Origin of the sequence: Mycobacterium sp. E802 (assembly GCF_001666875.1) — a bacterium.
GTDB lineage: Bacteria > Actinomycetota > Actinomycetes > Mycobacteriales > Mycobacteriaceae > Mycobacterium.
Window position 1 is genome coordinate 39,456 of sequence record NZ_LZJD01000083.1, and the last position, 23,891, is coordinate 63,346.

The window sequence follows — 23,891 nt, forward strand, 5'->3', positions numbered from 1 at the left end:
TGATACTGCCTGCTCAGTGTAGAGGTACGCGGTTTCGCGACTAGCCCACGCTACACACGATTGACAGGTCGGGACGCCGGAAACCCGGTATTGATGATCTCCGGCTCGTAGTACCGCGTCGGCAAACCTTCACTCTCGAGCCCGAAGGTCAGCGGTTTGGGGCGAGCCACGGCGATCTCGGGCGATGGTTCGCGCGCCAATCCTGATTCGAGTCGGTCGAGCCCGAACGCCGCCAGCATGAGCAAGCCCGGGATGAGCGCCACCAGCAACCACGACACAAGGCAGTAGTTAACACGCCGCAGGTCTCAGCGGGGTCACGAATTGTCACCGGTCCGCGGCACGGAATGTCCGAGGTGGTCAGTACGCTTGCTGGCGTGACTGCGGCTGCCGCCCCATCCGGGAAAACGCGCCGGTCCAGGAAGTGGGACACCGAGACGCACCTGGGCCTGGTCCGTCGGGCCCGACGGATGAATCGGGAACTGGCCCGGGCCTTTCCGCATGTCTACTGCGAGCTGGATTTCACCAATCCGCTGGAGCTCGCGGTGGCGACTATCCTGAGCGCGCAGAGCACCGACAAACGGGTCAACCTGACCACTCCGGCCCTGTTCAAGAAGTACCGCACCGCGCTGGACTACGCCCAGGCCGACCGCGCCGAAATGGAAGAGCTGATCCGGCCGACGGGCTTCTACCGCAACAAGACCACCTCGCTGATCCGGCTGGGGCAGGAGTTGGTGGAACGGTTCGACGGGCAGGTGCCCGACAACCTCGACGATCTGGTGACCCTGCCCGGGGTGGGCCGCAAGACCGCCAACGTCATCCTCGGCAATGCCTTCGACATCCCCGGCATCACCGTCGACACGCACTTCGGCCGTCTGGTCCGCCGCTGGCGCTGGACCACAGAGGAAGACCCGGTCAAGGTCGAATTTGCGATCGGCGAGCTCATCGAGCGCAAAGAATGGACCCTGCTCAGCCACCGGGTAATCTTCCACGGCCGTCGGGTCTGCCATGCCCGCAAACCCGCCTGCGGGGTGTGCGTGCTGGCCAAGGACTGCCCGTCGTTCGGTCTCGGGCCCACCGACCCGGAAACCGCGGCAGCGCTGGTCAAAGGTCCCGAGACCGAGCACCTGCTGGCGCTGGCCGGGTTGTGACGGCCCGATGAGCAGATCGGCCAGATGGACCGTGGCGGTTCTGGTGGTCCTGGTGGCACTCGGCACCGCGTTCTGGATGGAGCTGCGTGACGAGCCGGCGCCGCAGGTCGGGGCGGGACAGTCCACCGCCCGCGACCACCGCGACGCCGATACTCCCGAGGCGCTGGCCGGTCCCCGGGCCCGCGCCGACCTGCGGCCGTGCCCCGGGCCAGGGGAGGGGGACGGGCCGCAGGCGCTGCGCGGCATCACCCTCGACTGCGCAGGTGACGGCGTACCCGTCGACGTGGCGGCGGCACTGGCCGGGCGCACGGTGGTGCTCAATCTGTGGGCGTACTGGTGCGGGCCCTGCGCCGACGAACTGCCTGCGATGGCCGAATATCAGCGCCGCGTCGGCGACGACGTCCTCGTCGTGACCGTGCACCAGGACGAGAACGAGACGGCGGCGTTGATCCGGTTGGCCGAACTCGGGGTGCACCTGCCGACGCTGCAGGACGGCCGCCGCCTGGTCGCGGCCGCACTGAAGGTACCCAACGTCATGCCTGCGACGGTGGTTTTGCGTGCGGACGGTAGCGTGGCCGGGACCCTACCCCGCTCCTTCGTCAGCGCCGACGAGATCGCGGCGGCGGTCGATGAGTTGATCCGCTCTAGCCGATAGGAGCACCCGCCGGTGAGATCGACGCGCGACGGGCTGTTCCCGGATGTCGCTCCGGCCTGGCTCAAACCGCTCGTGGACAACCTCGACCGGGTGCCCGACGCCTACCGCAGGCGGGTGCCGCCAGAGGTGCTGGCCTCCATCGTCGAAGCCAACAACCAGGCAGCCCAGGCGGGTGCCCGACGCGATGCCGCGGTGCTCGTGCTGTTCTCCGGCCCGCCCGAGGGCGCGCCCCCGACTCTCCCCGACGACGCCGATCTGCTCGTGACTGTCCGCGCCGCGACGTTGCGTCACCATGCCGGCCAGGCCGCATTCCCGGGCGGCGCCGCCGATCCCGGCGACGAAGGCCCGATCGGTACCGCCTTCCGGGAGGCCACCGAGGAGACGGGCATCGACACCAGCCGGCTCTACCCGCTGGCCACCCTGGAGAAGATGTTCATCCCGCCATCGGGATTCCACGTGGTTCCGGTGCTGGCCTATTCTCCAGATCCCGGGCCGGTGGCCGTGGTGAACGAATCCGAGACGGCCGTCGTGGCGCGGGTTCCGGTGCGGGCCTTCACCAATCCGGAAAACCGGCTCATGGTGTACCGGGAGTCCAACACGAGCCGGTTCGCCGGGCCCGCGTTCCTCCTCAACGAGATGCTGGTGTGGGGTTTCACCGGCCAGGTCATCTCGGCGATCCTCGATGTCGCAGGCTGGGCCAAGCCGTGGAACACCGAGGACGTCCGCGGACTCGACGAGGCAATGGCCCTCGTCGGGCATGACAACGGTTACGGTGAAGCCCAAAGTTGAAGTGGATATAGATGACACCTTCGGTCTGGCTCGATTTCGCCATCCTCGGCATCGGGTTCGTCGCCGCCATCTCCGGCTGGCGCTCGGGCGCGCTCGGCTCCCTGCTGTCTTTCATCGGCGTGGTGCTCGGTGCGGTGGCAGGCGTGCTGCTGGCCCCGCACGTCATCCCGCACGTCAGCGGTGACCGCACCAAGCTGTTCGCCACGCTGTTTTTGATCCTGGCGCTGGTGGTGATCGGGGAGATCGCCGGCGTGGTGCTGGGGCGGGCGGTGCGCGGCACGATCCGCAACCGGTTGTTCCGCGCGTTCGACTCGGTGGTCGGGGTGAGCCTGATGCTCGTCGCGGTCCTGGTCGCCTCCTGGCTGCTGGGCAGCCTGCTGACCTCGTCGGACCAGCCGAATCTGGCTGGGGCAGTGAAGAACTCGCGGGTACTGACCGAGGTTGACAAGGTGGCGCCGGACTGGCTGCGCTCGGTGCCCAACCGGTTGTCGGCGCTGCTGGACACCTCCGGTCTGCCCGATGTGCTCGAACCGTTCGGGCGTACCCCCATCGTCAACGTCGATGCTCCTGACGCGGCGCTGGCCACCGATCCGGTGGTGACGACGACCCAGCCCAGCGTGGTCAAGATCCGCGGCGTCGCGCCGAGTTGCCAGAAGGTGTTGGAGGGCAGCGGATTCGTCGTCGCACCCAACCGGGTGATGTCCAACGCCCACGTGGTGGCCGGTGCCGACAGCGTGACGATCGAGGCCGACGGCAAGACCTACGACGCCGGCGTCGTGTCCTACGACCCCAACGCCGACATTTCCATCCTGGACGTGCCCAACCTGCCGATCCAACCCCTGCAGTTCGCCGACCAGCCCGCCCCGAAAGGCACCGACGCCGTGGTGATGGGCTATCCCGGTGGCGGTGATTTCCTGGCGACCCCGGCCCGCGTCCGCGAGATCATCGAGCTCAACGGTCCCGATATCTACCGGACCACCACGGTCACCCGCGAGGTGTACACGGTCAGGGGCACGGTGCGGCAAGGCAATTCGGGCGGCCCGATGATCAACCGGTCGGGCAAGGTGCTCGGCGTGGTGTTCGGCGCGGCCGTCGACGACGTCGACACCGGATTCGTGCTGACCGCCAAGGAGGTCGAGCGTCAGCTGGCCAAGATCGGCAACACCGAACGGGTGCACACCGGGACCTGCATCAACTCCTGATCAACCGGTCCGCAGCGCCGCCAGGAACCGGTTCAGCTGCCGGTTGACCGCCTCCGGTTGCTCTTCATGGCCGAAATGTCCGGCATCCGAGATCGATACGTATCGGCCGTGCGGGGCGTAGTGCTGGGTGCGATGCACCGGGTCGGGCAGGACATAGGGGTCGGTGTCGCCGCGCATGTGCAACACCGGCACACCGACCGGGCGCTTCATCGACCGCATGAATCGCCGGCCCTCACCACGCAGCTGACTGCGCACCGCCCACCGCTGGTATTCCAGGGCGCAGTGCGCGGCACCCGGGATCTGGATGGCCTGACGCAGGTGACCCATGGTGTCGGCGAAGTCCGTGGTGGTCTGCCATGTGGCTCCGGCGCGGCTACGGACCAGCTGCTCCAGCGCCGCACCGTCGTGTCGGGTCAGGGTGTGCTCCGGCCACGTCGGCAGCTGGTAGCGCAGCATCGACGGCAACAACGCGCGGCCCTGATCCCGGCGGCTCAGGGTGGAGGTTCGCAGCGCCACCGGATGCGGTGAACTCACCAAAGCGATCGCATTGACCACCCGCGGATGCAGCACGGCCGTCGCCCAACACACCAGGCCGCCGTCGGCATGTCCGACCAACGTCGCGGTCTTGTGTCCGAGCGCCCGCACCAGCCCCGCGGTGTCCCCGGCCAACGTCCAGCCGTCGTATCCGCGCGGTGGCTTGTCACTGTCGCCGTAGCCACGCAGGTCGACCGCGACCACCCGGGCGCCGGTCAGGGCGGTGAGTTGATGACGCCACGACCACCAGAACGAGCCGAATCCGTGGAGCAAGATGACCAGCGGGCGGTCGGGAGCGGCAGGCTCACCCTCGTTTTCACCCTCGACCAGATGAAACCGAATCCCATTGGCATGCACCTGCAGATGCCGCCATGGCCCCTCGATCCGGACGATCGACGGGTCGGGCGGAGGCATTACCAGCCTGACGGGTCGGCGGCCGGCTTGATGGCAACGGCCGTCGTGACGTTCTTGTCGTGCCCGGGAGTCAGGGCCTCGCGCGTCTCCTTGACCGATTCGATGGTCTGTCGCGGACCCCGGATCCGTCGCACCTTCAGGAAGCCGAACAGGGCCATCGCCCCGGTGACCACCACCATGATGCCGAACACGATCAGGAAGGCCACCCAGCGCCACAGCCATGTGTCGAGCAGCTCGGCCAGGAAGAAGAAGAAAAAGAAGGTCGAGTAGAACAACACCACCAGCGCGGCGATGAAGAACACGCTGCCGGTGAGGCCCTTCTTCACGTCGCGGGTGATCTCGGCCTTGGCCAGCTCCACCTCCGCGCGCACCAGCGTGGAGACCTGCGCGGTGGCGTCCTTGACGAGATCGCCGATCGAAGGGTCCGGCTTGGGGGCGTGCGGATCGACGAGCGGAATCGAGGTCACCGTCGTCGGAACGCCGTCCCTGCGGTCGCCTGTGCTCATGGCGTTCATGTTGCCATGCGGCGAACCCGTTAACGATCCCGGCTGACCTCCCGGAGTTAGTAGACTGGGTCCATTCTTGAGTTGCGCGGGTCGGGCGCGTCGATTGGAGGACACTTGACGAGCGGACACCGCAGGCAGTTGCTCATCGGTGCATCGATCATCGCCCTGGCTGCGATCCTCACGTCGGTCCTTCCCCCCGGTCAAGCGCATGCCGATGCACCGGTGGTGCTCGGCGGCGGTTCGGGCATCGTGGTCAACGGAGAGTCGTTCTGCACGCTCACCACGATCGGGCACGACAACGCGGGTCGGCTCATCGGTTTCACCTCGGCGCACTGCGGTGGGCCGGGTGCCACGGTGTCGGCCGAAGGTGCCGACGGCGCCGGGGTGCTCGGCACGATGGTCGCCGGTAACGATCTGCTCGATTACGCGGTGATCCAGTTCGATCCCGCCAAGGTCACCCCGACCAACAACGTCAACGGCTTCCAGATCGACGGTCTCGGGCCGGATCCGGTGTTCGGCGAGATTGCCTGCAAGCTCGGCCGCACCACGGGCTATTCGTGTGGTGTGACGTGGGGCCCGGGTCAGGATCCCGGCACCATCGTCAACCAGGTGTGCGGCCAGCCCGGCGATTCCGGCGCGCCGGTGACGGTCAACAACCGGCTCGTCGGCATGATCCACGGCGCCTACACCGAGGAATTGCCCACCTGCGTGGTGAAATTCGTGCCGCTGCACACGCCCGCGGTGACGATGTCGTTCAACACCCAGCTGGCCGACATCACTGCCAAGAACCGGCCGGGAACGGGTTTCGTGCCCGTTTCTTAGCGCGAACAGACGCAAACCCGTACCGATTCACGCGAAAAGGTACGGGTTTGCGTCTGTTCGGCGGAGTTACTTGCTGGCGCGGATGGCCTCGAACACGCTGGGGTCGACCAGGGTCGAGGTGTCACCGAGCTCGCGGCCCTCGGCCACATCGCGCAGCAACCGGCGCATGATCTTGCCGCTGCGGGTCTTGGGCAGCTCGGGCACCACGTGGATCTCGCGCGGTTTGGCGATCGGCGAAATTTCGGTGGCCACCTGGGCGCGCAGCTCGTCGATCATGTCCGCGGCCCCGCCGTGCGCGGAGGCCTTGAGGATGACGAATGCGCAGATCGCCTGTCCGGTGGTGTCATCGGATGCGCCGACGACGGCGGCCTCGGCCACCCCGGAATGCCCGACCAGGGCCGATTCCACCTCGGCGGTCGAGATTCGGTGACCGGACACGTTCATGACGTCGTCGATGCGACCCAGCACCCAGATGTTGCCGTCCGAGTCGTAGCGGGCGCCGTCACCGGCGAAGTACCAGCCCTGCTCGGCGAAGCGCGACCAGTAGGTGTCCTTGAACCGCTGAGGGTCACCCCAGATACCGCGCAGCATCGCCGGCCACGGCTGATCCAGCACCAGGTAACCGGTGACGTGCTCGGCTTCGTCGGCGCCGGGCACCAGTTCGTTGCCGTCGTCGTCGACGATCTTGGCCGAGATACCGGGCAGCGGCGTCATCGCCGAACCGGGCTTGGCCGCGGTGACACCGGGCAGCGGGGAGATCATGATGGCCCCGGTCTCGGTCTGCCACCAGGTGTCGACGACGGGAGTCTTGTTGGCGCCGATGACTTCCCGGTACCAGCGCCAGGCCTCGGGGTTGATCGGTTCGCCCACCGAACCCAGCAGCCGCAGACTGGACAGGTTATGTGCGGCGGGGATCTGGCGGCCCAGCTTCATGAACGTGCGGATCAGCGTGGGCGCGGTGTAATAGATTGTGACACCGTACTTTTCGATGATCTCGAAGTGGCGGTGCTCGGTCGGTGACGTCGGGGTGCCCTCGTAGACCACCTGGGTGGCGCCATTGGCCAGCGGGCCGTAGACGATGTAGGTGTGCCCGGTGACCCAGCCGATGTCGGCGGTGCACCAGTACACGTCGCTCTCGGGTTTGAGGTCGAACACGTTGAAATGCGTGTACGCCGACTGGGTGAGGTAGCCGCCCGAGGTGTGCACGATGCCCTTGGGCTTGCCGGTGGTGCCCGAGGTGTAGAGCAGGAACAGTGGCTGCTCGGCGTCGAACGCTTCCGGGGTGTGCTCGGTGGAGGCCTTCTCGACGGTCTCGTGCCAACACAGATCGCGACCGTCGGTCCAGTCGACATCGATCCCGGTGCGACGCACCACCAACACATGCTCGACCGACGGCTGATCCAAGACCGCTTCGTCGACGGCCGCCTTGAGTGAGGCGGCCTGCCCGCGGCGGTACTGGCCGTCGGTGGTGATGACGAGTTTGGCTTGGGCGTCCTCGACGCGGGCCCGCAGTGCGCTGGCGGAGAAGCCGGCGAACACCACACTGTGCATGGCACCCAAGCGGGCGCAGGCCAACATCGCCACGATCGCCTCGGGCACCATCGGCATGTAGATGGCCACCCGGTCGCCGGCGGTCAGGCCGAGCTCGGTCAGGGCATTGGCAGCCCGGGAGACCTCATCCTTGAGTTGGGCGTAGGTGATGTCGCGCGCGTCGCCGACGGGCTCACCTTCCCAGTGGATCGCGACGCGGTCGCCGTTACCTGCTTCGACGTGGCGGTCGACGCAGTTGTAGGCCACGTTGAGTTTGCCGCCCACGAACCACTTCGCGAACGGCGCCTCCGACCAGTCCAGCACCTCGGTGAACGGGGTCTGCCAGCTCAGCCGGTTGGCCTGAGCGGCCCAGAACGCCAGCCGGTCCTTCTCGGCCTCGGCGTACAACTCGCCCGTCGCGTTGGCATTGGCCGCGAATTCAGCAGGCGGCGGATAGGCTGACGGGACTTCGGTAGAGGTCGCTGACGGGTTAGACATGCATGTGAGCCTAGTCACCAAACGTTGCACAGGCGTTGGGACGTCACAAGACGGTTGCCGGGCGGCGGTCCTCATGCGCCCAACGGTCGGCGAGCGCTGGTTCAGCGGTCGGCTAGCGTTGATGTCCGTGACCGATCCACTCGCACCGCTCGTTGACCTGCCCGGCGTTTCCGCGGCCAGCGACGAGGCGCGGGATGCCCTGGGCCGGGCGCATCGGCACAAGTTCAATCTGCGGGGCTGGCCGCAGACCGCGGCCGAGGCGGCCCTGCGTGCGGCGCGGGCGTCGGCGGTGCTCGACGGCGGGGCGGTGCAGCTGTCCGCCGACGGTGAACCCGATCCGGTGACCGCGGGCGCCATCCGGGTGGCCGAAGCACTCGAAGGGGGCGCCACCGCGCTGGTCGGAGTGTGGCAGCGCGCGCCGATGCAGGCCTTGGCCCGGTTGCACGCGTTGGCCGCCGCCGACCTCGCCGACGACGAGCATCTGGGCCGGCCACGAACCGATCCCGACGTCGGGCGTCGTCTCGAACTGCTGACCGACATCCTGGCCGGCGGCTCCAAAGTTCCAGCCCCGGTGTTGGCGGCGGTCGCCCACGGCGAACTCCTCAGCCTGGCTCCATTCGGTACCGCCGACGGGGTGGTGGCGCGTGCGGTGTCGCGTCTGGTGACGATCGCCAGTGGGTTGGATCCGCACGGCCTCGGGGTGCCGGAGGTGTATTGGATGCGCAAGTCGGGGGAGTACCGGGCTGCCGCACGGGGATTCGCCTCCGGCACGCACGACGGGTTGACCGCGTGGCTGCTGTTCAGTAGCGAGGCGTTGAAGGGCGGCGCGCGAGAAGCGTTGCAGATCGCCCAGTCAGCGGCCGGCTGACCCGCCGCACGGAGCTGCCTCAGCAAACGAAAGCGGGCGACGGTCCGAACGATGTTCGGCTCGTCGCCCGCTAGCACGGATACCGGTTACCAAGCGTGCCAACGTGGGTTGCGTGGGTGGCCTCGGCGTCCTTGCGATGCGCTTCGGCTGCGGCCCTACCCAAAGAGCCGTCGTGGCCGTCCGCTCCTCGCAATCACGCAGGCCCGCAACACTTTTGCCTATTCCGCGGCATGTGCTCCGCGTGGGTGCCGGGACCCGTGCTGGGGAGCCTGGTTCGGGAGATTTAGCCTTCTCTTCCGGCTAAGCCTTGGCCTCATCCAAGCTTCCGTGGTTCCTTTGTACTACGTGACCACGGTCACAGCAAGGGTGAAACAGGGCCGAGTTCTGATCGTTACGCCGAGGGCCTCAGCTACTACGTGCGGTAGGTCAGGAAGTGAAGCGGCGCAGCAGTGAATACGTCAGCGCGCCGGCCGCCAGAGCGCTGATCCCGACGGCGGCACTCGTGGCGACCGCAGCCCCCGACGGGGCCGGGATCCGATCGCGCAGCGATACCGGTCGGCTGAAGGTCAACACCGGCCACCCACGGGCGGCGGCTTCTTTGCGCAACCCCCGGTCGGGGTTGACGGCCGTGGGGTGGCCGACGCTTTCGAGCATCGGGATGTCGGTGATCGAGTCCGAGTACGCGTAGCAGTGGTCCAACGCATAGCCCTCGCGGGCGGCCAGGGCGCGAATCGCCTCGACTTTGCCTTCGCCGTAGCAGTAGAACGCGATCTCGCCGGTGTACCGCCCGTCTTCGACCACCATGCGGGTGGCCATCGCATGGGTCGCGCCCAGGGCCCGGGCGATCGGGGCAACGATCTCCTCGCCCGAGGCCGACACCACGACGACATCGCGGCCGCACAGCTTGTGATCGGCGATCAGCTCCGCCGCCTCGGCGAAGACCAACGGGTCCACGATGTCGTGCAGTGTCTCGCCGACGATCGACTTGACCTGCTCGACATCCCAGCCCGTGCACATGTTGGTGATGTAGCTGCGCATCCGGTCCATCTGATCGTGGTCGGCACCCGACATCAGGAACAGAAACTGGGCGTAGGTGGACTTGAGGACGGTGCGGCGGTTCAGCAGGCCCTGATTGAAGAAAGGTTTGCTGAAAGCCAGCGTGCTGGACTTGGCGATGACGGTTTTGTCGAGGTCGAAGAAGGCGGCGGTGCGCACCGGCCGGTCACCGTGCGGTGCGGATTGCTGTGCGATCGACTCCCCGGCAGCCCGATCGGTTGCGGTCACAGGCGCAAGCATAGAGGCAGGTGCCTCGCCCTATCTGGCCGGCAACACAAAATGGCAGTTCACGACACATTCTTGCGGGCGACGGCCCCGGCGAGACAGTCGGTAGCCCGCGCAGATGTCCCTTGCGTGTTTTGGCAGTTCCGTGTGTATAGTGAGCATTACTCGGCTTATGCCGAGGGTGTATCAGCCCGACCCCCCGGGGCTGATACACGACGACCTCCGCCTCCTCCCCCCCTGGCGGGGGTCGTCCCTTTTTCAGGGGAAGAATCCTCACCGGCCCCGCCGCCGTAGTTGCGGAACCGTATTTTCAGTGCGTGGTTGCCGGTACGTACGCGGACCGCGATTCATCCACAGCGTCCAGTTCATCCACAATCGGCGAATTGGCGATGGTGCCCAGGCCGTGGTTGCCCCCAGGCTTGGGGCATGGCCACCTCGAAGACCCCGACCAGCCCACCGGGCACCGTGCTGGCGCTCATCGGCGATCCGCTTCTACGCGAAGACGTGTCCCGGGTGGCCGCCGCGGCGGGCGTGGGTCTGGTCCTCGTCGACGAACCTTCCGGACGCAAGGCCTGGATGGCCGCCGCCGCGATACTGCTCGACGCCGCGGCCGCGCTGCGTTGTGCAGCACGCGCACTGCCTCGCCGCGCCCGGGTCGTCATCGTCGGCCGGACTGAACCACAACCGGAAGATTGGCAGGCCGCGATCGCGGTCGGTGCGCAACAACTGGTGACCCTGCCGGCCCAAGAGGCCGATCTGGTCGCGGCACTGTCCGAGGCCGCGTGCCGCGACGACGGCCGAGGTCCGGCCGTGGCGGTGCTGGGTGCTCGAGGAGGCGCCGGCGCTTCGGTGTTCGCGGTGGCGCTGGCGCAATCGGCGCCCGAAGCGCTGCTGGTCGAGGCCGACCCGTGGAGTGGCGGCATCGACCTGGTGGCCGGCAGCGAGGATCTGGCCGGGCTGCGGTGGCCGGACCTGGCGTTGCAGGGTGGCCGGTTGGGATTCCCGGCGCTGCGTGACGCGCTGCCGCGCCGGGACGGGGTCAGCGTGCTCGCCAGCGGGCGTTCGGGAGTCGAGATCGAAGCCGGGCCGCTGGGCGCGGTCATCGACGCCGGGTGCCGCGGCGGCGTCACCGTCGTCTGCGACGTGCCCCGGCGCGCCACCGCAGCGGCCGAGACCGCGTTGGATGCCGTTGATCTCGTCGTGGTGGTGACACCGGCCGACGTGCGCTCGTGTACCGCGGCGGCCGCCGCCCGCCCCTGGCTGCTGGCCTGCAACCCAAACGCGGGCGTGGTGGTCCGTGGCCCGTCGCCCGGCGGCCTGCGCGCAGCCGAGGTGGCCCGAATCGTAGACCTGCCGTTGCTGGCTGCGATGCGTCCGCAGTCCGGTCTCGCCGAGGCGTTGGAGCGCGGCGGATTACGCGTGCGGCCTCGGTCACCGCTGGGATCGGCGGCTCGTCGGGTGCTCGCGGTCCTGGCCCGGCACCCGGCACAGGAGGCGGCATGAGCTCCTCACTGATCGACCGGGTGCGCGAACGGCTGGTCACCGAGACGTCGTCGCGGGGCGCGCTGAGCCCGGGCGTGGTGGCCGCGGCGATCCGGGCCGAGTCCGGCGGCCTGCTCGGCGACACCGAGGTACTGAGCAATCTGCGGCTGCTGGAAACCGAGTTGACCGGCGCCGGGCTTCTGGAGCCGCTGCTGTGTGCACCGACGACCACCGATGTGCTGGTGACCGCACCTGATGCGGTCTGGGTGGACGACGGCAATGGATTGCACCGCAGCACAGTGTGTTTCACCGACGAGGGCGCAGTCCGCCGGCTGGCGCAGCGCCTGGCACTGCTGGCCGGGCGTCGGCTCGACGAGGCGCAGCCGTGGGTAGACGGTCAACTCACCGGTATCGGCCCGTTCACCGTGCGCCTGCACGCGGTGCTGCCCCCGGTCGCGTCCGCGGGCACCTGCCTGTCGCTGCGGGTGTTGCGCCCGGCCACCCAGAACCTCGACAGCCTCACCCGGTCTGGGGCGATTCCGCCGGAGGTGACAGACCTGCTGCGGGCCATCATCCGGGCCAGGCTGGCGTTCCTCATCTCCGGAGGAACCGGATGCGGCAAGACCACCTTGCTGGCTGCTGCACTCGGCGCCGTCGACGCCTGTGAACGCATCGTGTGTGTCGAGGACGCCGCCGAATTGGCTCCGCAGCATCCGCATTTGGTCAAGCTCGTGGCGCGTGCCGCCAACGTCGAGGGCGTCGGCGAGGTGACCGTGCGGGATCTGGTGCGCCAGGCGCTGCGGATGCGTCCGGACCGAATCGTCGTGGGTGAGGTGCGCGGGGCAGAGGTGGTGGACTTGCTCGCCGCACTCAACACGGGCCACGACGGCGGTGCGGGCACGGTCCACGCCAACAACCCGGCCGAGGTGCCGGCGCGGCTGGAGGCACTCGGTGCGCTCGGCGGGCTGGACCGCGCCGCACTGATCAGCCAGCTGGCCGCCGCCGTGCAGGTGCTGCTGCACGTGGGTCGGGGCCGGAACGGGCGTCGCCGGCTCGCCGAGATCGCGGTATTGCACCGGGCTGGGCGGCACGACCTCGAGGTGATGACGGCGTGGCATGCCGACAGCGGGTGGGGGTGTGGCGCGGACGCGCTCAACGCGTTGCTCCAACAGCGGATGTGCTCATGACGATCAGCGCCCTGGCATTGGCGGCCGCACTTTTACTCTGGCCGGTCACTACTCGCCGTGCGGCCGTGTTACGGCGCAGCCGTGTCCCGCAGCGGCGTCGTACGCCGGTGGAATTGATGGTGACGGTGCTGGGAGTGGTTGTGGCGGTGCTGGTTTCGTTTCCGGCAGCGCTGGCCGTGGTAGCTGTCGCCACCACGGTGACGGTGCGTCGCAGGCGTGCGTTCACTCGGCGGCGACGACACGAGGAATCGGCTGCGCTCCAGGCTGCCCTGGACGTGTTGGTCGGCGAGCTACGCACCGGTGTCCATCCGGTCAATGCCTTCGACACCGCGGCCGCCGAGGCGACCGGGCCGGTGCGTCAGGGCTTGAGTGCGGTTGCCGCCAGAGCGCGACTGGGCGCCGACGTGGCGGCCGGATTGGAGGATGCCGCGGCAAGCTCGCGGCTGCCGATGCACTGGTACCGGCTCGCTGCGTGTTGGCGCCTGGCCCACGCATATGGCCTGTCGATCGCCGCCCTCATGCGCACGGCGCAACGCGACATCGTCGAGCGTGAGCGCTTTTCGTCGCATGTCCAGGCCGCCATGGCAGGTCCTCGGACGACGGCGGCGGTCCTCGCCGGGTTGCCGGTGGCGGGGCTGGTCCTCGGTCAGTTGATCGGTGCGAGGCCGTTGGCGTTCCTGTGCGGTCCCGGTATCGGCGGTTGGCTGCTGGGCATCGGAGTGTTGCTGGCCTGCGCCGGCCTGACGTGGTCAGACCGGATCACCGATCGGGCCTTGAAATGATCTGGGCCGCATTGCTTCTCGCCGCAGCACTGCTGATCGGTGCCGATCCGGCCCGGGTACGCGCTCGGGCGGCACCGGCCCCGGCGCCTTCTCGAGGTCGGCAGCCGAGTCCGGCCGATGATCCGCTGGCCGCCGCCTCGACATTCGATCTTCTTGCCGCGTGTCTGTCTGCCGGGATGGCGGTCTCGACCGCGGCAGCCGCGGCCACCGCGTCGGCACCGCCGACTCTGGCACCGGTGTTGCACCGGGCGGCCGAGCTGTTGGCCCTCGGCGCCGACCCGGAACGGGCCTGGGCGCCAAGCAATGACACGTCGCCTCGGGACAGCAACGTCGAGGCCTTGCTGCGGCTGGCCCGACGCTCGGCCGCCTCGGGCAGCGCGCTGGCCGACGGGGTGGCCGAGCTGGCCGCGCAGTCGCGTCACGACGCGGCCACCGCTGCCGACGCGGTGGCCGAACGCGCCGCGGTGCTGGTGGCCGGACCGTTGGGGCTGTGCTATCTGCCGGCTTTCGTGTGTCTGGGTGTCATTCCGGTGGTCGCCGGTCTGGCCGGTGACGTGCTGGGTTCAGGTTTGTTGTGAGCAGGTCCGGCAAAGAGAGGAAAGTCTATGGAGGGAAACATGATTCAGCGGATGAACGCCAGGGCGACGCTGGTGATGCTGGACGAATCAGGCATGTCCACGGTGGAATATGCCATCGGCACGATTGCCGCCGCCGCGTTCGGGGCGATCTTGTACACGGTGGTCACCGGCGATTCGATCGTCAGTGCCCTGACCAACATCATCAGTCGGGCCCTGAACACCAACGTCTAGATGACCGGGGCGCGGTCACCGTCGAGGCGGCCTTCGCGATCGCGGCACTGGTGGCGGTCCTGGTGTTGTGCGTGGGCGGCCTCAGCGCGGTGGGGATGCAGATCCGTTGCATCGACGCTGCCCGGGAAGCCGCCCGGTTGGCGGCCCGGGGTGAAACCGACACCGCTACCGCGGCGGCTCGGCGAATCGCCCCGTCCGGCGCGGTCATTCACGTCGGCCCCGACGGTCCGATGGTGGTCGCCCGGGTCAGCGCAACCATGGCGCTACCGGGGTTCACGGTGTCCGCCGAGGCGGTCGCGGTCCCCGAACCCGGCGTCGGGTGAGCGGGGCTCGGCCACGGTGCTGGCCGCGGCGATGATCGCGGTGGTCGTCGCGTTCGCCGCCGGGGGCGCCTACCTTGGGGCGGCGGTGACGGCACGGCACCGGGCCCAGGCCGCGGCCGACCTCGCCGCGCTGGGTGCTGCCGGCACCGTGGCCTCCGGTCCGGAGGCGGCGTGCGGGCAGGCCGGCCAGATCGCCGCACGGATGCGTTCGGTGATCGCCGGATGCCGCATCGAGGGTCTCGACGTGGTGCTCGAGGTGACGGTGCCGGTCCGGCTCGGCCGCTGGGGTTTCGGACCGGCGCGAGCCTCGGCCCGGGCCGGACCGGTGACTGTGGCGGCCTAGTCGATCCGGTCGAGGTCTGCCGCGGCCACCTCACCGTCGGTCGGTAGCCGAAGCGCGATCAGGCCGACGAAGGTGTCCTCATCGAGCTCGATCCGGTTGATCGTCATGTGCACCGGCTGCCAGCCGCCGTCCTCGGCGCGCATGCGCAGCACGGCTGTGGTGATACCGCTGCTGAATTCGGTGGTCATCCTCGCCATGTGCCGGGTATCGATGGGATGGATGCGGGCCGGTCCACCGTCGTGGTTGCGCCAATCGAAGAACGGGGCGGGTTCGTCGAGCCATTTCAACAACTTCCAGTTGTCGAGGTCGACCAAGACCCGGTGTACGCCGGGCTGAGCCAGCCCGTTGAGGATGCGTTGGGCCAAGTTGTCCTCACGCACCAGCGCGGTTTCGCGTTCGCTGCGCCAGTTCATCGCCCGGCAGACGATGCGCTCGGAGCCGTCGTCCTGCGCTTCGCTGGTCACCCGGGCCACGAAGCCCACGGTGATGAGTTCCCCGCGATGATCGGTGACATCCCAGGTCGTGCACAAGGTGTTGCCCACCACCGGTTTGATCGTCATCGCCAGCACCTTGGCCTCACTGCCGTTGAGGTCTCTGGCGGGCAGATCGTCGGCGAAGGCGCGGTGATGGGTGGGTTCGGTTTCCGGATCCATGCCGCTGTTACGCAGAGATTCGGCGGTGTCGGTGGCGAAGCCGGCGGTCAGGTCCCACAGCAGCGGACCCGGGACCGGTCGTTGTGGCGGGTCGGCATCGATCGGCCCGATCCACACATGCACGCCGTGGATGCAGCCGTCGGACATCCGCACCACCTCGGTGCGGATTACGCGGTCGTTCTTGGTCGTGATGCTCGTCAAACCCTGTCCGGCCTGCACGGTTTCCCTGATCGCGCTATGAATTGCCATCAGGTGCGGATTTCGTCGCAAGAACACACTGATTGGGACGAGGTTCTTCGTCTGTAGACCTCGTGCGACCACCACTGGCTCGCTACCCAGCGTCTCCACGAGCAGCCAGTCGTGGGTCATGGCCAGCATTTTACCGGTGGGCCGAGCGCCTTCCTCGCGCCAATTGACGACGGATTCCGCGCCCGGGGACTGCGGATCACGGTGACGGCAGGGGACCGGGTGATCGGGAGGGTTGCAAACATGAGTGAGTTCACGTAATTTGCCACTGCGCCCGGCGTCCGGGATTGGGAACGGATCGCGTTGTCCGACCGTTCGTCGCAACGTCTGCGTGTTCGGCGTGGCCGAATGCAGCCACGTAGTTGTCGATCCGTGTCGTCGGCCGTCGAGGGGTCGGTCGTCAACACGGTCGGGGGATCGCTGAGGAAGTACTCAGCGCGCCGAGCACCAGACGTAATACGCGCACCGCGCCTGCCTTGTCCAAGGGATCGTTGCCGTTGCCGCATTTCGGTGACTGCACACACGAGGGGCAACCGTTCGGACACTCGCAAGCCTCGATCGCCTCGGCCGTCGCACCCCACCAGGTACTCAGATTGTGGAACCCGCGCTCGGCGAAACCGGCCCCGCCGGGATACCCGTCGTAGACGAAAATGGTGGGCAACCCGTCCACTGGCCCGACGGCGGTCGAGACTCCGCCGATGTCGCCGCGGTCGCAGCTGGCCACCAACGGCAACAGGCCGATCGCCGCGTGCTCGGCCGCGTGCAGGCTTCCCGGCACCGTCAGCGAGTCAATCCCGTTGTCCTGCAATACCTCCGGTGTCATCGTGCACATCACGGCCATGGTGTCCAGCGTGCTCGGTGGCATCTCCAGCTCGACGAAGTCGATCACCTCACCATCCATCCGCCGGCGCAGGTAGCCGACCACGGTGTTGGTCACCGAGACCGGCACCAGGCCGACGGTGACCGGGCCGAACGTTCGGCGTTCGCCGGGTCCGGTGACCGAGATGTCGGTGAGTTCCCGGGCGTACGTGGTGTAACCGGGGTCGCCGGCATGCACGAACGCCACCCCGTCCTCGAACGACAGCGACTCCACGACGTACGTCTCGCCCTGGTGCAGATACACCGCACCGGGATGCAGTGAGGCCGGGGCCTGCCCGGCGCCGGTGCTGCCCAGCATCCGGCCGGTGTCGGTCTCCAGGATCGCGATCTGCCCGCCGCTGGAGCCGCGGATGTCCACGGCCGGGTGCGGATCCACTCCCGGAGCGGGGAAGTAGCCGCCCGGACGCTTGCGCAACAGCCCGTCGTCGACGAGCGTCTCGGCCACCGCCTCGGCATTCCACAGCCGGACCTCGGCCTCGGTGAGGGGCAGTTCGGCTGCGGCACAGAGCAATTGCGGACCGAGCACATGCGGATTCGTCGGGTCGATCACCACCCGCTCGATCGGCTTGTCCAGCAAGGCTGCCGGGTGGTGCACGAGGTAGGTGTCCAGCGGATCGTCGCGGGCGATCAACACGATCAGCGCACCCTGCCCACGTCGCCCGGAACGTCCGGCCTGCTGCCAGAAGGAGGTGACGGTGCCGGGAAAACCGGCCAGCACCACGGCATCCAGCCCGGCGATGTCGATGCCGAGCTCCAGCGCGTTGGTGGTCGCCAGGCCCCGCAGTCGTCCGTCGGCCAAGGCGTTTTCCAGCTCGCGGCGATCCTCGGCCAGGTAACCGGCGCGGTAGGACGCCACCAGATCCGCAAGCTCAGGTGCGGTGTCCTCCAAGCGGGCTCGGGTGCCCAGCGCGGTGAGCTCGGCACCGCGCCGGGACCGCACGAAGGTCAACGTTCGCGCCCCTTCGGTCATCAGATCCGCCATCACCCGTGCGGCCTCGGCGCCGGCCGAACGCCGGACCGGGGCGCCGTTCTCGCCGGTGAGATCGTCGAGCAGCGCAGGCTCCCACAGCGCGATCGTGCGCGCGCCCTGCGGTGAACCGTCCTCGGTCACCTCGGCGACGGTCTGGCCGATCAACTCCGCGGCGGTCTCGGCCGGGGAGGCGGTGGTGGCGCTGGCGAAGATGACCGTGGGGCCTGCGCCTTCGGGTGAATAACGCGCACACAACCGCAAGAGCCGACGCAGCACCATGGCCACGTTGGAGCCGAAAATGCCGCGATAGTAATGACATTCGTCGACGACGACGAACTTGAGGTGACGCAGGAACACGGCCCAGCGGGCGTGGTTGCGCAGTAGCGACAGGTGGATCATGTCCGGGTTGGAGAAGATCCACCGCGACCGTTCCCGGGCGAACCGGCGCACCTCGACCGCGCTGTCACCGTCATACGGGGCGGGCGCCACGTCGCGCAGCGCGGCGACGGCCTCACTCAGCTCCTGTGCGGTGCGCAGCTGATCGTGACCGAGCGCCTTGGTCGGGGACAGGTAGAGCACCCGGGCGCGGCGGTCATGAGCCAGGGTCGACAGGATCGGTAACTGGTAGGCCAGGGACTTTCCCGACGCGGTTCCGGTGGACACCACGACATGCCGTCCGGCATGGGCCAATTCGGCGGCCTCGAGCTGATGCGACCACGGCGCGGTGATACCGCGCTCGCCCAACGCCCGCACCACCTCCGGATGGGCCCATTGCGGCCACTGTCGCGGTTTGCCGTGCCGCGGGGGGATATCCGCGACATGGCGTAGCGGATCTTCGTCGGCCGGGGTTCCCTCGACAGCGCAAGCGAGCAGCTCACGGCCGAAATCCGACCCCTGATCCAGCACTGTTCGTCCTCCTTCGATCTACCCCGCCGACCTCGGCCCGGATTTGTAAACGAATTGTTCACCACGCGCCGCACGCCAAGACTGTCGCAGCCGACCCGAACATGGTTGACTGATCACGGTCGCAGCTTCTGTGTTTGTACTCGCACTCGCAGGATCGTCGTTGCGATCGCGGTTCCTGCGAGGGTTGTAGGTCGGGTCAGTTCCGGCGACTCCACGAAGGATGGCGGTCGGAACGGGCCCGGTACATCGGAAGTCGGTGGACCGCACCCGGTTGAAAGAGAAGGAAAGAACAAAAGATGCCACAGGGAACTGTGAAGTGGTTCAACGCGGAAAAGGGCTTCGGCTTCATTGCTCCGGAGGACGGCTCGGCCGACGTGTTTGTCCACTACACGGAAATCCAGGGCAGCGGATTCCGCACCCTGGAGGAGAACCAGAAGGTTGAGTTCGAGGTCGGCCAGAGCCCCAAGGGGCCGCAGGCCACGGGTGTACGGGCCATCTGAGGCACACAAACCCAAAGTGAGCACCCCCGTGTGAGTCCGAACCGGACACCGCGGGGGTGTTCTCGTTTTTGCGGGCCACGCTGGCCTAGTGTCGATTCGTGAGCCAGCTGTCCTTCTTCTCGGCCGAGTCGGTGCCGCCCGCGGCGTCCGATCTGACCGGGGTGCTCGCCGGTCCGGGTCAGGTGGTCGTGGCGGGCAACGGCGGCGCAGCGGCCGCCCGGATCTCGGTCGTCGTCGACGATCTGTGGCGCGCCGAGGGGCTGGCCGAGATGATGGGTGAGGCCGGTTTGGTTGCGGAGATCTCCCGCACCGATGAAAACAACCCGTTGGTGCGCACCGCGCTGGATCCGCAGTTGATGCTGATCGCGGGGCAATGGACCCGCGGTGCGGTGAAGACGGTGCCCACGACGTGGTTGCCCGGCTCGCGTGAATTGCGGGCCTGGACGCTGGCCGCGGGCACCCCGGAGGCCGAGGACCGCTACCTGCTGGGCCTGGACCCACATGCTCCCGATACGCATGCGCCGCTCGCCGCGGCGATGATGCGGGTGGGGATCGCACCAACTCTGATCGGGACCAGAGGGTCGCATCCGGCGCTGCGGATCAGTGGGCGGCGACGGCTATCGCGCCTGGTAGAGAACGTCGGGGAACCCCCGGATGACGCCGCGGCGTTGGCGCACTGGCCGCGTATTTAATGGTGTACACGCGGAGAGCCGGTTTGCGTAGGCTCGCGTGTAATGCGAAATTGTCAGTTGCCGGGCGTGGCGCGGCAACTATAGAAGTGGAGCGTAGGCACAGTTGGCTGGCGATAATGGCGGCAGCGGAAGCAAGGGGAATGTCCGGCGACTCGTGATTGTCGAGTCGCCGACCAAGGCGCGCAAGATAGCCGGCTACCTCGGATCCAATTACGTCGTCGAGTCCTCCCGCGGGCACATCCGCGACTTGCCGCGCAATGCCGCCGACGTGCCCGCCAAGTACAAATCCGAACCCTGGGCCCGCCTCGGGGTCAACGTCGACGACAACTTCGAACCGCTCTACATCGTCAGCCCCGACAAGAAGAGCACCGTCACCGAGCTCAAGGACCTGCTCAAAGGCGTCGACGAGCTCTACCTCGCGACGGACGGTGACCGCGAGGGTGAGGCGATCGCCTGGCACCTGCTGGAGACGCTCAAACCCAAGGTGCCGGTCAAGCGGATGGTGTTCCATGAGATCACCGAACCGGCCATCCGGGCCGCCGCCGAAAGCCCCCGCGACCTCGACATCGCCCTGGTCGACGCGCAGGAAACCCGCCGCATCCTCGACCGGCTCTACGGCTACGAGGTTTCGCCCGTGCTGTGGAAGAAGGTGGCGCCGAAGCTGTCGGCCGGCCGGGTGCAGTCGGTGGCCACCCGCATCATCGTGCAGCGGGAGCGCGAGCGCATGGCGTTCCGCAGCGCCGGCTACTGGGATGTCAGCGCCGAACTCGACGCGTCCGTCTCAGACCCCGAGGCGTCGCCGCCCAAGTTCACCGCCAAGCTCAACACCGTCGACGGCCGCCGCGTCGCAACCGGCCGCGATTTCGACTCGCTGGGCCAGGTCAAGAAGCCCGACGAGGTGCTGGTGCTCGACGAGGCCAGCGCCGGGGCCCTGGCTTCCGGGCTGCGCGGGGCGCAGCTGGCGGTCAGCTCCGTCGAGCAGAAGCCGTACACGCGTCGGCCCTACGCGCCGTTCATGACCTCGACGCTGCAGCAGGAGGCCGGCCGCAAGCTGCGCTTCTCCTCCGAGCGCACCATGAGCATCGCGCAGCGGCTGTACGAGAACGGCTACATCACCTATATGCGTACCGACTCGACCACGTTGTCGGAGTCGGCCATCAACGCTGCCCGCAACCAGGCCCGTCAGCTCTACGGCGACGAATACGTGCATCCGTCGCCGCGGCAGTACACCCGCAAGGTCAAGAACGCCCAGGAGGCGCACGAAGCCATCCGCCCCGCCGGTGACGTGTTCCAGACTCCCGGTCAGCTGCACGCCCAGCTCGACACCGACGAGTTCCGGCTCTACGAGCTGATCTGGCAGCGCACCGTGGCCTCGCAGATGGCCGATGCGCGCGGCACGACGCTGTCGCTGCGGATCGCCGGCACCGCTGCTGGTGGTGAGCAGGTCGTCTTCAACGCGTCGGGCCGCACCATCACGTTCCCGGGCTTCCTCAAGGCCTACGTCGAGAGCATCGATGAGCTGGCCGGTGGTGAGTCCGACGACGCCGAGAGCCGCCTGCCGAACCTGACCCAGGGGCAGCGCGTCGACGCGGCCGATCTGACCGCCGACGGCCACCAGACCAGCCCGCCGGCCCGCTACACCGAGGCTTCGCTGATCAAGGCCCTGGAAGAGCTGGGCATCGGCCGCCCGTCGACCTACAGCTCGATCATCAAGACGATCCAGGACCGCGGCTACGTGCAGAAAAAGGGCAGCGCCCTGGTGCCGTCCTGGGTCGCCTTCGCCGTCGTCGGCCTACTGGAACAGCACTTCGGCCGGCTGGTGGACTACGACTTCACCGCGGCCATGGAAGACGAACTCGACGAGATCGCCAACGGCCAGGAACAGCGCACCAACTGGCTGTCGAACTTCTACTTCGGCGGTGAGCACGGCGTCGAGGGTTCGATCGCCCGCGCCGGTGGGCTCAAGCACCTCGTCGGTGGCAACCTCGAAGGCATCGACGCGCGAGAAGTCAACTCCATCAAGCTCTTTGATGACGACGAAGGCCGCGCGGTGGTGGTCCGGGTGGGTCGCAACGGGCCGTACCTGGAGCGGATGATCGCCGACCCGGACAATCCGGGCGAGCTGAAGCCGCAGCGGGCGAACCTCAAGGACGAGCTGACCCCCGACGAACTGACCCTCGAGCTGGCCGAAAAGGCTTTCGCCACACCGCAAGAGGGCCGGGTGCTGGGTGTCGATCCGGCAACCGGACACGAAATCGTCGCCAAGGACGGTCGATTCGGCCCGTACGTCACCGAGATCCTGCCCGAGCCGCCGGAGGACCCCGATGCGGGGACGACGGCCAAGAAGGGCAAGAAGCCCTCCGGGCCCAAGCCACGCACCGGATCGCTTTTGCGGACAATGGATCTGGAGACCGTGACGCTGGACGACGCGCTCAAGCTGTTGTCACTGCCGCGCGTGGTGGGTGTGGACCCCGAGAACAACGAGGAGATCACCGCCCAGAACGGCCGCTACGGGCCGTACCTCAAGCGCGGCACCGACTCTCGCTCGCTGGCCACCGAGGAACAGATGTTCACCATCACCCTCGACGAGGCGCTGAAGATCTATGCCGAGCCGAAGCGTCGTGGCCGCCAGGCGGCTGCCGCCCCGCCGCTGCGTGAGCTGGGCACCGACCCGGCGTCGGGCAAGCCGATGGTGATCAAGGACGGCCGGTTCGGGCCCTATGTCACCGATGGTGAGACGAACGCCAGCCTGCGCAAGGGCGATGACGTGGCCTCGATCACCGATGAGCGGGCCTCGGAGCTGCTGGCCGACCGCCGGGCCCGCGGGCCGGTCAAGAAGGCTGCGAAGAAGGCGCCGGCGAAAAAGGCTGCCGCCAAGACGACCGCGGCCAAGAAGGCCCCGGCGAAAAAGGCTGCGGCCAAGAAGGCTTAGCTCGGCACGTCGCTTTCGGCTTCGCGTTCCAGGTGGCGGGGCAGGACCAGGTTCATCGGGCGGGCCAGCTGCGTCGGTACGGTGCGGCCACGCAGTTCGACGATCTCGCCGACGTCCCAGCTCAATGCCTCGGCATCCAGTGCGCCGCTGACCGCGATAGCCGAGGCCAGCACGTGGCCTTCCTCCAGCTTGGCCAGCTCGGTGAGCCGGGCGGCCTCGTTGACCGGGTCACCGATCACGGTGTACTCGAACCGGGCCTGGGCGCCGATATGGCCGGCGATCGCGCGTCCGGCCGAGACCCCGATCCCGAACTCGATGTCGGTACCCAGCACGCTGAGCAGCTCGTCATGCAGTTCGCGGGAGGCCGCCAGCGCACCGCCGGAGGCGTCGGGATGCTCGATGGGGGCGCCGAAGATGGCCAGGGCCGCGTCACCCTGGAACTTGTTGACGAAACCGCCGTGGCGGTTGACGGTGTCGACGATGACGCGGAAGAACTCGTTGAGCAGGTTCACCACGTCGGCCGCCGGAATCGTCGAGGCCAGATGCGTCGACCCCACCAGGTCCACGAACAACACGGCCACGTCGCGTTCCTGGCCGCCCAACTCGGTGCCGCGTTCCAGGGCGCGGCGGGCCACGTCCTCACCCACGTAGCGTCCGAAGAGGTCACGCAACCGTTGCCGCTCGGCCAGCTCGCGCACCATGTCGTTGAACCCGGCCTGCAGCAGGCCCAGCTCACTGGCGTCGTAGATCTGCATGTGCGCGTTGTAGTTGCCGCGCTGGTGATCGGGCTGTCCAGCACCGTGCTGGTGGCCATGTCGATCGCCGACCCGCTGCGCCAGCTGCGCTGGGCACTCGGTGAGGTACAGCGCGGCAACTACAACGCGCACATGCAGATCTACGACGCCAGTGAGCTGGGCCTGCTGCAGGCCGGGTTCAACGA

At 68.0% G+C, this 23,891-nt stretch carries 23 protein-coding genes and 2 pseudogenes; 17 read left to right on the top strand and 8 right to left on the bottom strand.

Annotated features, from left to right (window positions below; translation table 11 throughout):
• Window positions 1–179 precede the first annotated feature (179 nt).
• Window positions 180–278: pseudogene (locus A5699_RS30275) on the bottom strand (hypothetical protein); the annotation flags it as partial.
• A 189-nt stretch (window positions 279–467) separates the two neighbouring features.
• Between A5699_RS30275 and nth the strand changes: the two are divergent.
• From nth to marP, 4 genes are read left to right on the top strand one after another with little or no spacing between them, the layout of a single operon-like run.
• Entirely contained in the window at window positions 468–1,148 is a 681-nt protein-coding gene (gene nth / locus A5699_RS12635) for an endonuclease III (RefSeq protein ID WP_067769728.1), read from the top strand.
• Window positions 1,149–1,155: 7 nt separating this feature from the next.
• A complete protein-coding gene (locus A5699_RS12640) occupies window positions 1,156–1,803 on the top strand; it encodes a TlpA disulfide reductase family protein (protein ID WP_067769730.1) in 648 nt (215 codons plus the stop codon).
• A gap of 12 nt (window positions 1,804–1,815) precedes the next feature.
• Window positions 1,816–2,592 (top strand): CoA pyrophosphatase, encoded by a 777-nt coding sequence (locus A5699_RS12645; RefSeq protein ID WP_067769732.1) that lies wholly within the window; start codon window positions 1,816–1,818, stop codon window positions 2,590–2,592.
• A gap of 11 nt (window positions 2,593–2,603) precedes the next feature.
• The gene (gene marP / locus A5699_RS12650) at window positions 2,604–3,794 is read left to right on the top strand and encodes an acid resistance serine protease MarP (protein ID WP_067769734.1); all 1,191 of its coding nucleotides are present in this window, start codon (window positions 2,604–2,606) and stop codon (window positions 3,792–3,794) included.
• Here the strand turns inward: marP and A5699_RS12655 are convergent, their stop codons facing one another.
• On the bottom strand, window positions 3,795–4,742 hold the full coding sequence (locus A5699_RS12655; RefSeq protein ID WP_067769737.1) for an alpha/beta fold hydrolase: 948 nt from the start codon (window positions 4,740–4,742) through the stop codon (window positions 3,795–3,797). It lies immediately after the preceding gene.
• Window positions 4,742–5,248, bottom strand: a complete 507-nt coding sequence (locus A5699_RS12660) for a phage holin family protein (protein WP_067769775.1) — start codon at window positions 5,246–5,248, stop codon at window positions 4,742–4,744. Before A5699_RS12660 ends, A5699_RS12655 begins: the two co-directional genes overlap by 1 nt.
• A 114-nt stretch (window positions 5,249–5,362) precedes the next feature.
• Between A5699_RS12660 and A5699_RS12665 the strand changes: the two genes are divergently transcribed.
• A complete protein-coding gene (locus A5699_RS12665) occupies window positions 5,363–6,070 on the top strand; it encodes a S1 family peptidase (RefSeq protein WP_067769738.1) in 708 nt (235 codons plus the stop codon).
• A gap of 66 nt (window positions 6,071–6,136) precedes the next feature.
• Here A5699_RS12665 and acs read toward each other — a convergent pair whose 3' ends face one another.
• Entirely contained in the window at window positions 6,137–8,098 is a 1,962-nt protein-coding gene (gene acs, locus A5699_RS12670) for an acetate--CoA ligase (RefSeq protein WP_067769741.1), read from the bottom strand.
• A gap of 121 nt (window positions 8,099–8,219) precedes the next feature.
• On the opposite strand from acs, the gene A5699_RS29570 reads away from it, so the two are divergent.
• The gene (locus A5699_RS29570) at window positions 8,220–8,966 is read left to right on the top strand and encodes an oxidoreductase (RefSeq protein ID WP_067769743.1); all 747 of its coding nucleotides are present in this window, start codon (window positions 8,220–8,222) and stop codon (window positions 8,964–8,966) included.
• Between the two features lie 426 nt (window positions 8,967–9,392).
• On the opposite strand, the gene A5699_RS12680 is transcribed toward A5699_RS29570, so the two are convergent.
• Window positions 9,393–10,250: an HAD-IB family hydrolase gene (locus A5699_RS12680; RefSeq protein WP_197508277.1), complete on the bottom strand. Its 858-nt coding sequence runs from the start codon at window positions 10,248–10,250 to the stop codon at window positions 9,393–9,395.
• A gap of 423 nt (window positions 10,251–10,673) precedes the next feature.
• On the opposite strand from A5699_RS12680, the gene ssd reads away from it, so the two are divergent.
• The 7 genes from ssd to A5699_RS29910 all read left to right on the top strand — a co-directional run bounded on the left by ssd (window position 10,674) and on the right by A5699_RS29910 (window position 15,173).
• Window positions 10,674–11,750: a septum site-determining protein Ssd gene (gene ssd, locus A5699_RS12685; RefSeq protein WP_067769748.1), complete on the top strand. Its 1,077-nt coding sequence runs from the start codon at window positions 10,674–10,676 to the stop codon at window positions 11,748–11,750.
• Window positions 11,747–12,916, top strand: a complete 1,170-nt coding sequence (locus tag A5699_RS12690) for a TadA family conjugal transfer-associated ATPase (protein WP_067769749.1) — start codon at window positions 11,747–11,749, stop codon at window positions 12,914–12,916. The genes ssd and A5699_RS12690 overlap by 4 nt, the downstream gene beginning before the upstream one ends.
• Entirely contained in the window at window positions 12,913–13,698 is a 786-nt protein-coding gene (locus A5699_RS12695; RefSeq protein WP_067769750.1) for a type II secretion system F family protein, read from the top strand. The genes A5699_RS12690 and A5699_RS12695 overlap by 4 nt, the downstream gene beginning before the upstream one ends.
• Window positions 13,695–14,276 carry a type II secretion system F family protein gene (locus tag A5699_RS12700; RefSeq protein ID WP_067769751.1) on the top strand — a complete coding sequence of 194 codons (582 nt, stop codon included), beginning with the start codon at window positions 13,695–13,697 and terminating at the stop codon, window positions 14,274–14,276. The genes A5699_RS12695 and A5699_RS12700 overlap by 4 nt, the downstream gene beginning before the upstream one ends.
• A 27-nt stretch (window positions 14,277–14,303) precedes the next feature.
• Entirely contained in the window at window positions 14,304–14,507 is a 204-nt protein-coding gene (locus tag A5699_RS12705; protein WP_067769752.1) for a DUF4244 domain-containing protein, read from the top strand.
• Between the two features lie 71 nt (window positions 14,508–14,578).
• The gene (locus A5699_RS29905; RefSeq protein WP_231965701.1) at window positions 14,579–14,830 is read left to right on the top strand and encodes a TadE family type IV pilus minor pilin; all 252 of its coding nucleotides are present in this window, start codon (window positions 14,579–14,581) and stop codon (window positions 14,828–14,830) included.
• 16 nt (window positions 14,831–14,846) lie between these two features.
• Window positions 14,847–15,173, top strand: coding sequence for an Rv3654c family TadE-like protein (locus A5699_RS29910; RefSeq protein ID WP_067769754.1), 327 nt, complete (start codon window positions 14,847–14,849; stop codon window positions 15,171–15,173).
• On the opposite strand, the gene A5699_RS12720 is transcribed toward A5699_RS29910, so the two are convergent.
• Together A5699_RS12720 and A5699_RS12725 are read right to left on the bottom strand one after the other, a co-directional pair.
• Window positions 15,170–16,195, bottom strand: a complete 1,026-nt coding sequence (locus A5699_RS12720; RefSeq protein WP_067769777.1) for a PAS domain-containing protein — start codon at window positions 16,193–16,195, stop codon at window positions 15,170–15,172. The two genes, A5699_RS29910 and A5699_RS12720, sit on opposite strands and share 4 nt — an antisense overlap.
• A gap of 277 nt (window positions 16,196–16,472) precedes the next feature.
• On the bottom strand, window positions 16,473–18,827 hold the full coding sequence (locus tag A5699_RS12725; protein ID WP_067769756.1) for a DEAD/DEAH box helicase: 2,355 nt from the start codon (window positions 18,825–18,827) through the stop codon (window positions 16,473–16,475).
• Window positions 18,828–19,123: 296 nt separating this feature from the next.
• Between A5699_RS12725 and A5699_RS12730 the strand changes: the two genes are divergently transcribed.
• The 3 genes from A5699_RS12730 (at window position 19,124) to topA (ending at window position 22,951) form a co-directional block, all read left to right on the top strand.
• Window positions 19,124–19,327: a cold-shock protein gene (locus A5699_RS12730; RefSeq protein WP_003882601.1), complete on the top strand. Its 204-nt coding sequence runs from the start codon at window positions 19,124–19,126 to the stop codon at window positions 19,325–19,327.
• 98 nt (window positions 19,328–19,425) lie between these two features.
• On the top strand, window positions 19,426–20,019 hold the full coding sequence (locus A5699_RS12735) for a hypothetical protein (protein WP_067769761.1): 594 nt from the start codon (window positions 19,426–19,428) through the stop codon (window positions 20,017–20,019).
• A gap of 103 nt (window positions 20,020–20,122) precedes the next feature.
• Window positions 20,123–22,951 (top strand): type I DNA topoisomerase, encoded by a 2,829-nt coding sequence (gene topA, locus A5699_RS12740; protein ID WP_067769763.1) that lies wholly within the window; start codon window positions 20,123–20,125, stop codon window positions 22,949–22,951.
• On the opposite strand, the pseudogene A5699_RS12745 reads toward topA, so the two are convergent.
• Window positions 22,948–23,730 (bottom strand): annotated as a pseudogene (locus tag A5699_RS12745) (adenylate/guanylate cyclase domain-containing protein); the annotation flags it as partial. The gene topA and the pseudogene A5699_RS12745 overlap by 4 nt on opposite strands.
• Before the next feature lie 33 nt (window positions 23,731–23,763).
• On the opposite strand from A5699_RS12745, the gene A5699_RS28490 reads away from it, so the two are divergent.
• Window positions 23,764–23,891 (top strand): HAMP domain-containing protein (locus A5699_RS28490; RefSeq protein ID WP_369806695.1); only part of this gene is annotated, 128 nt, incomplete at its 3' end.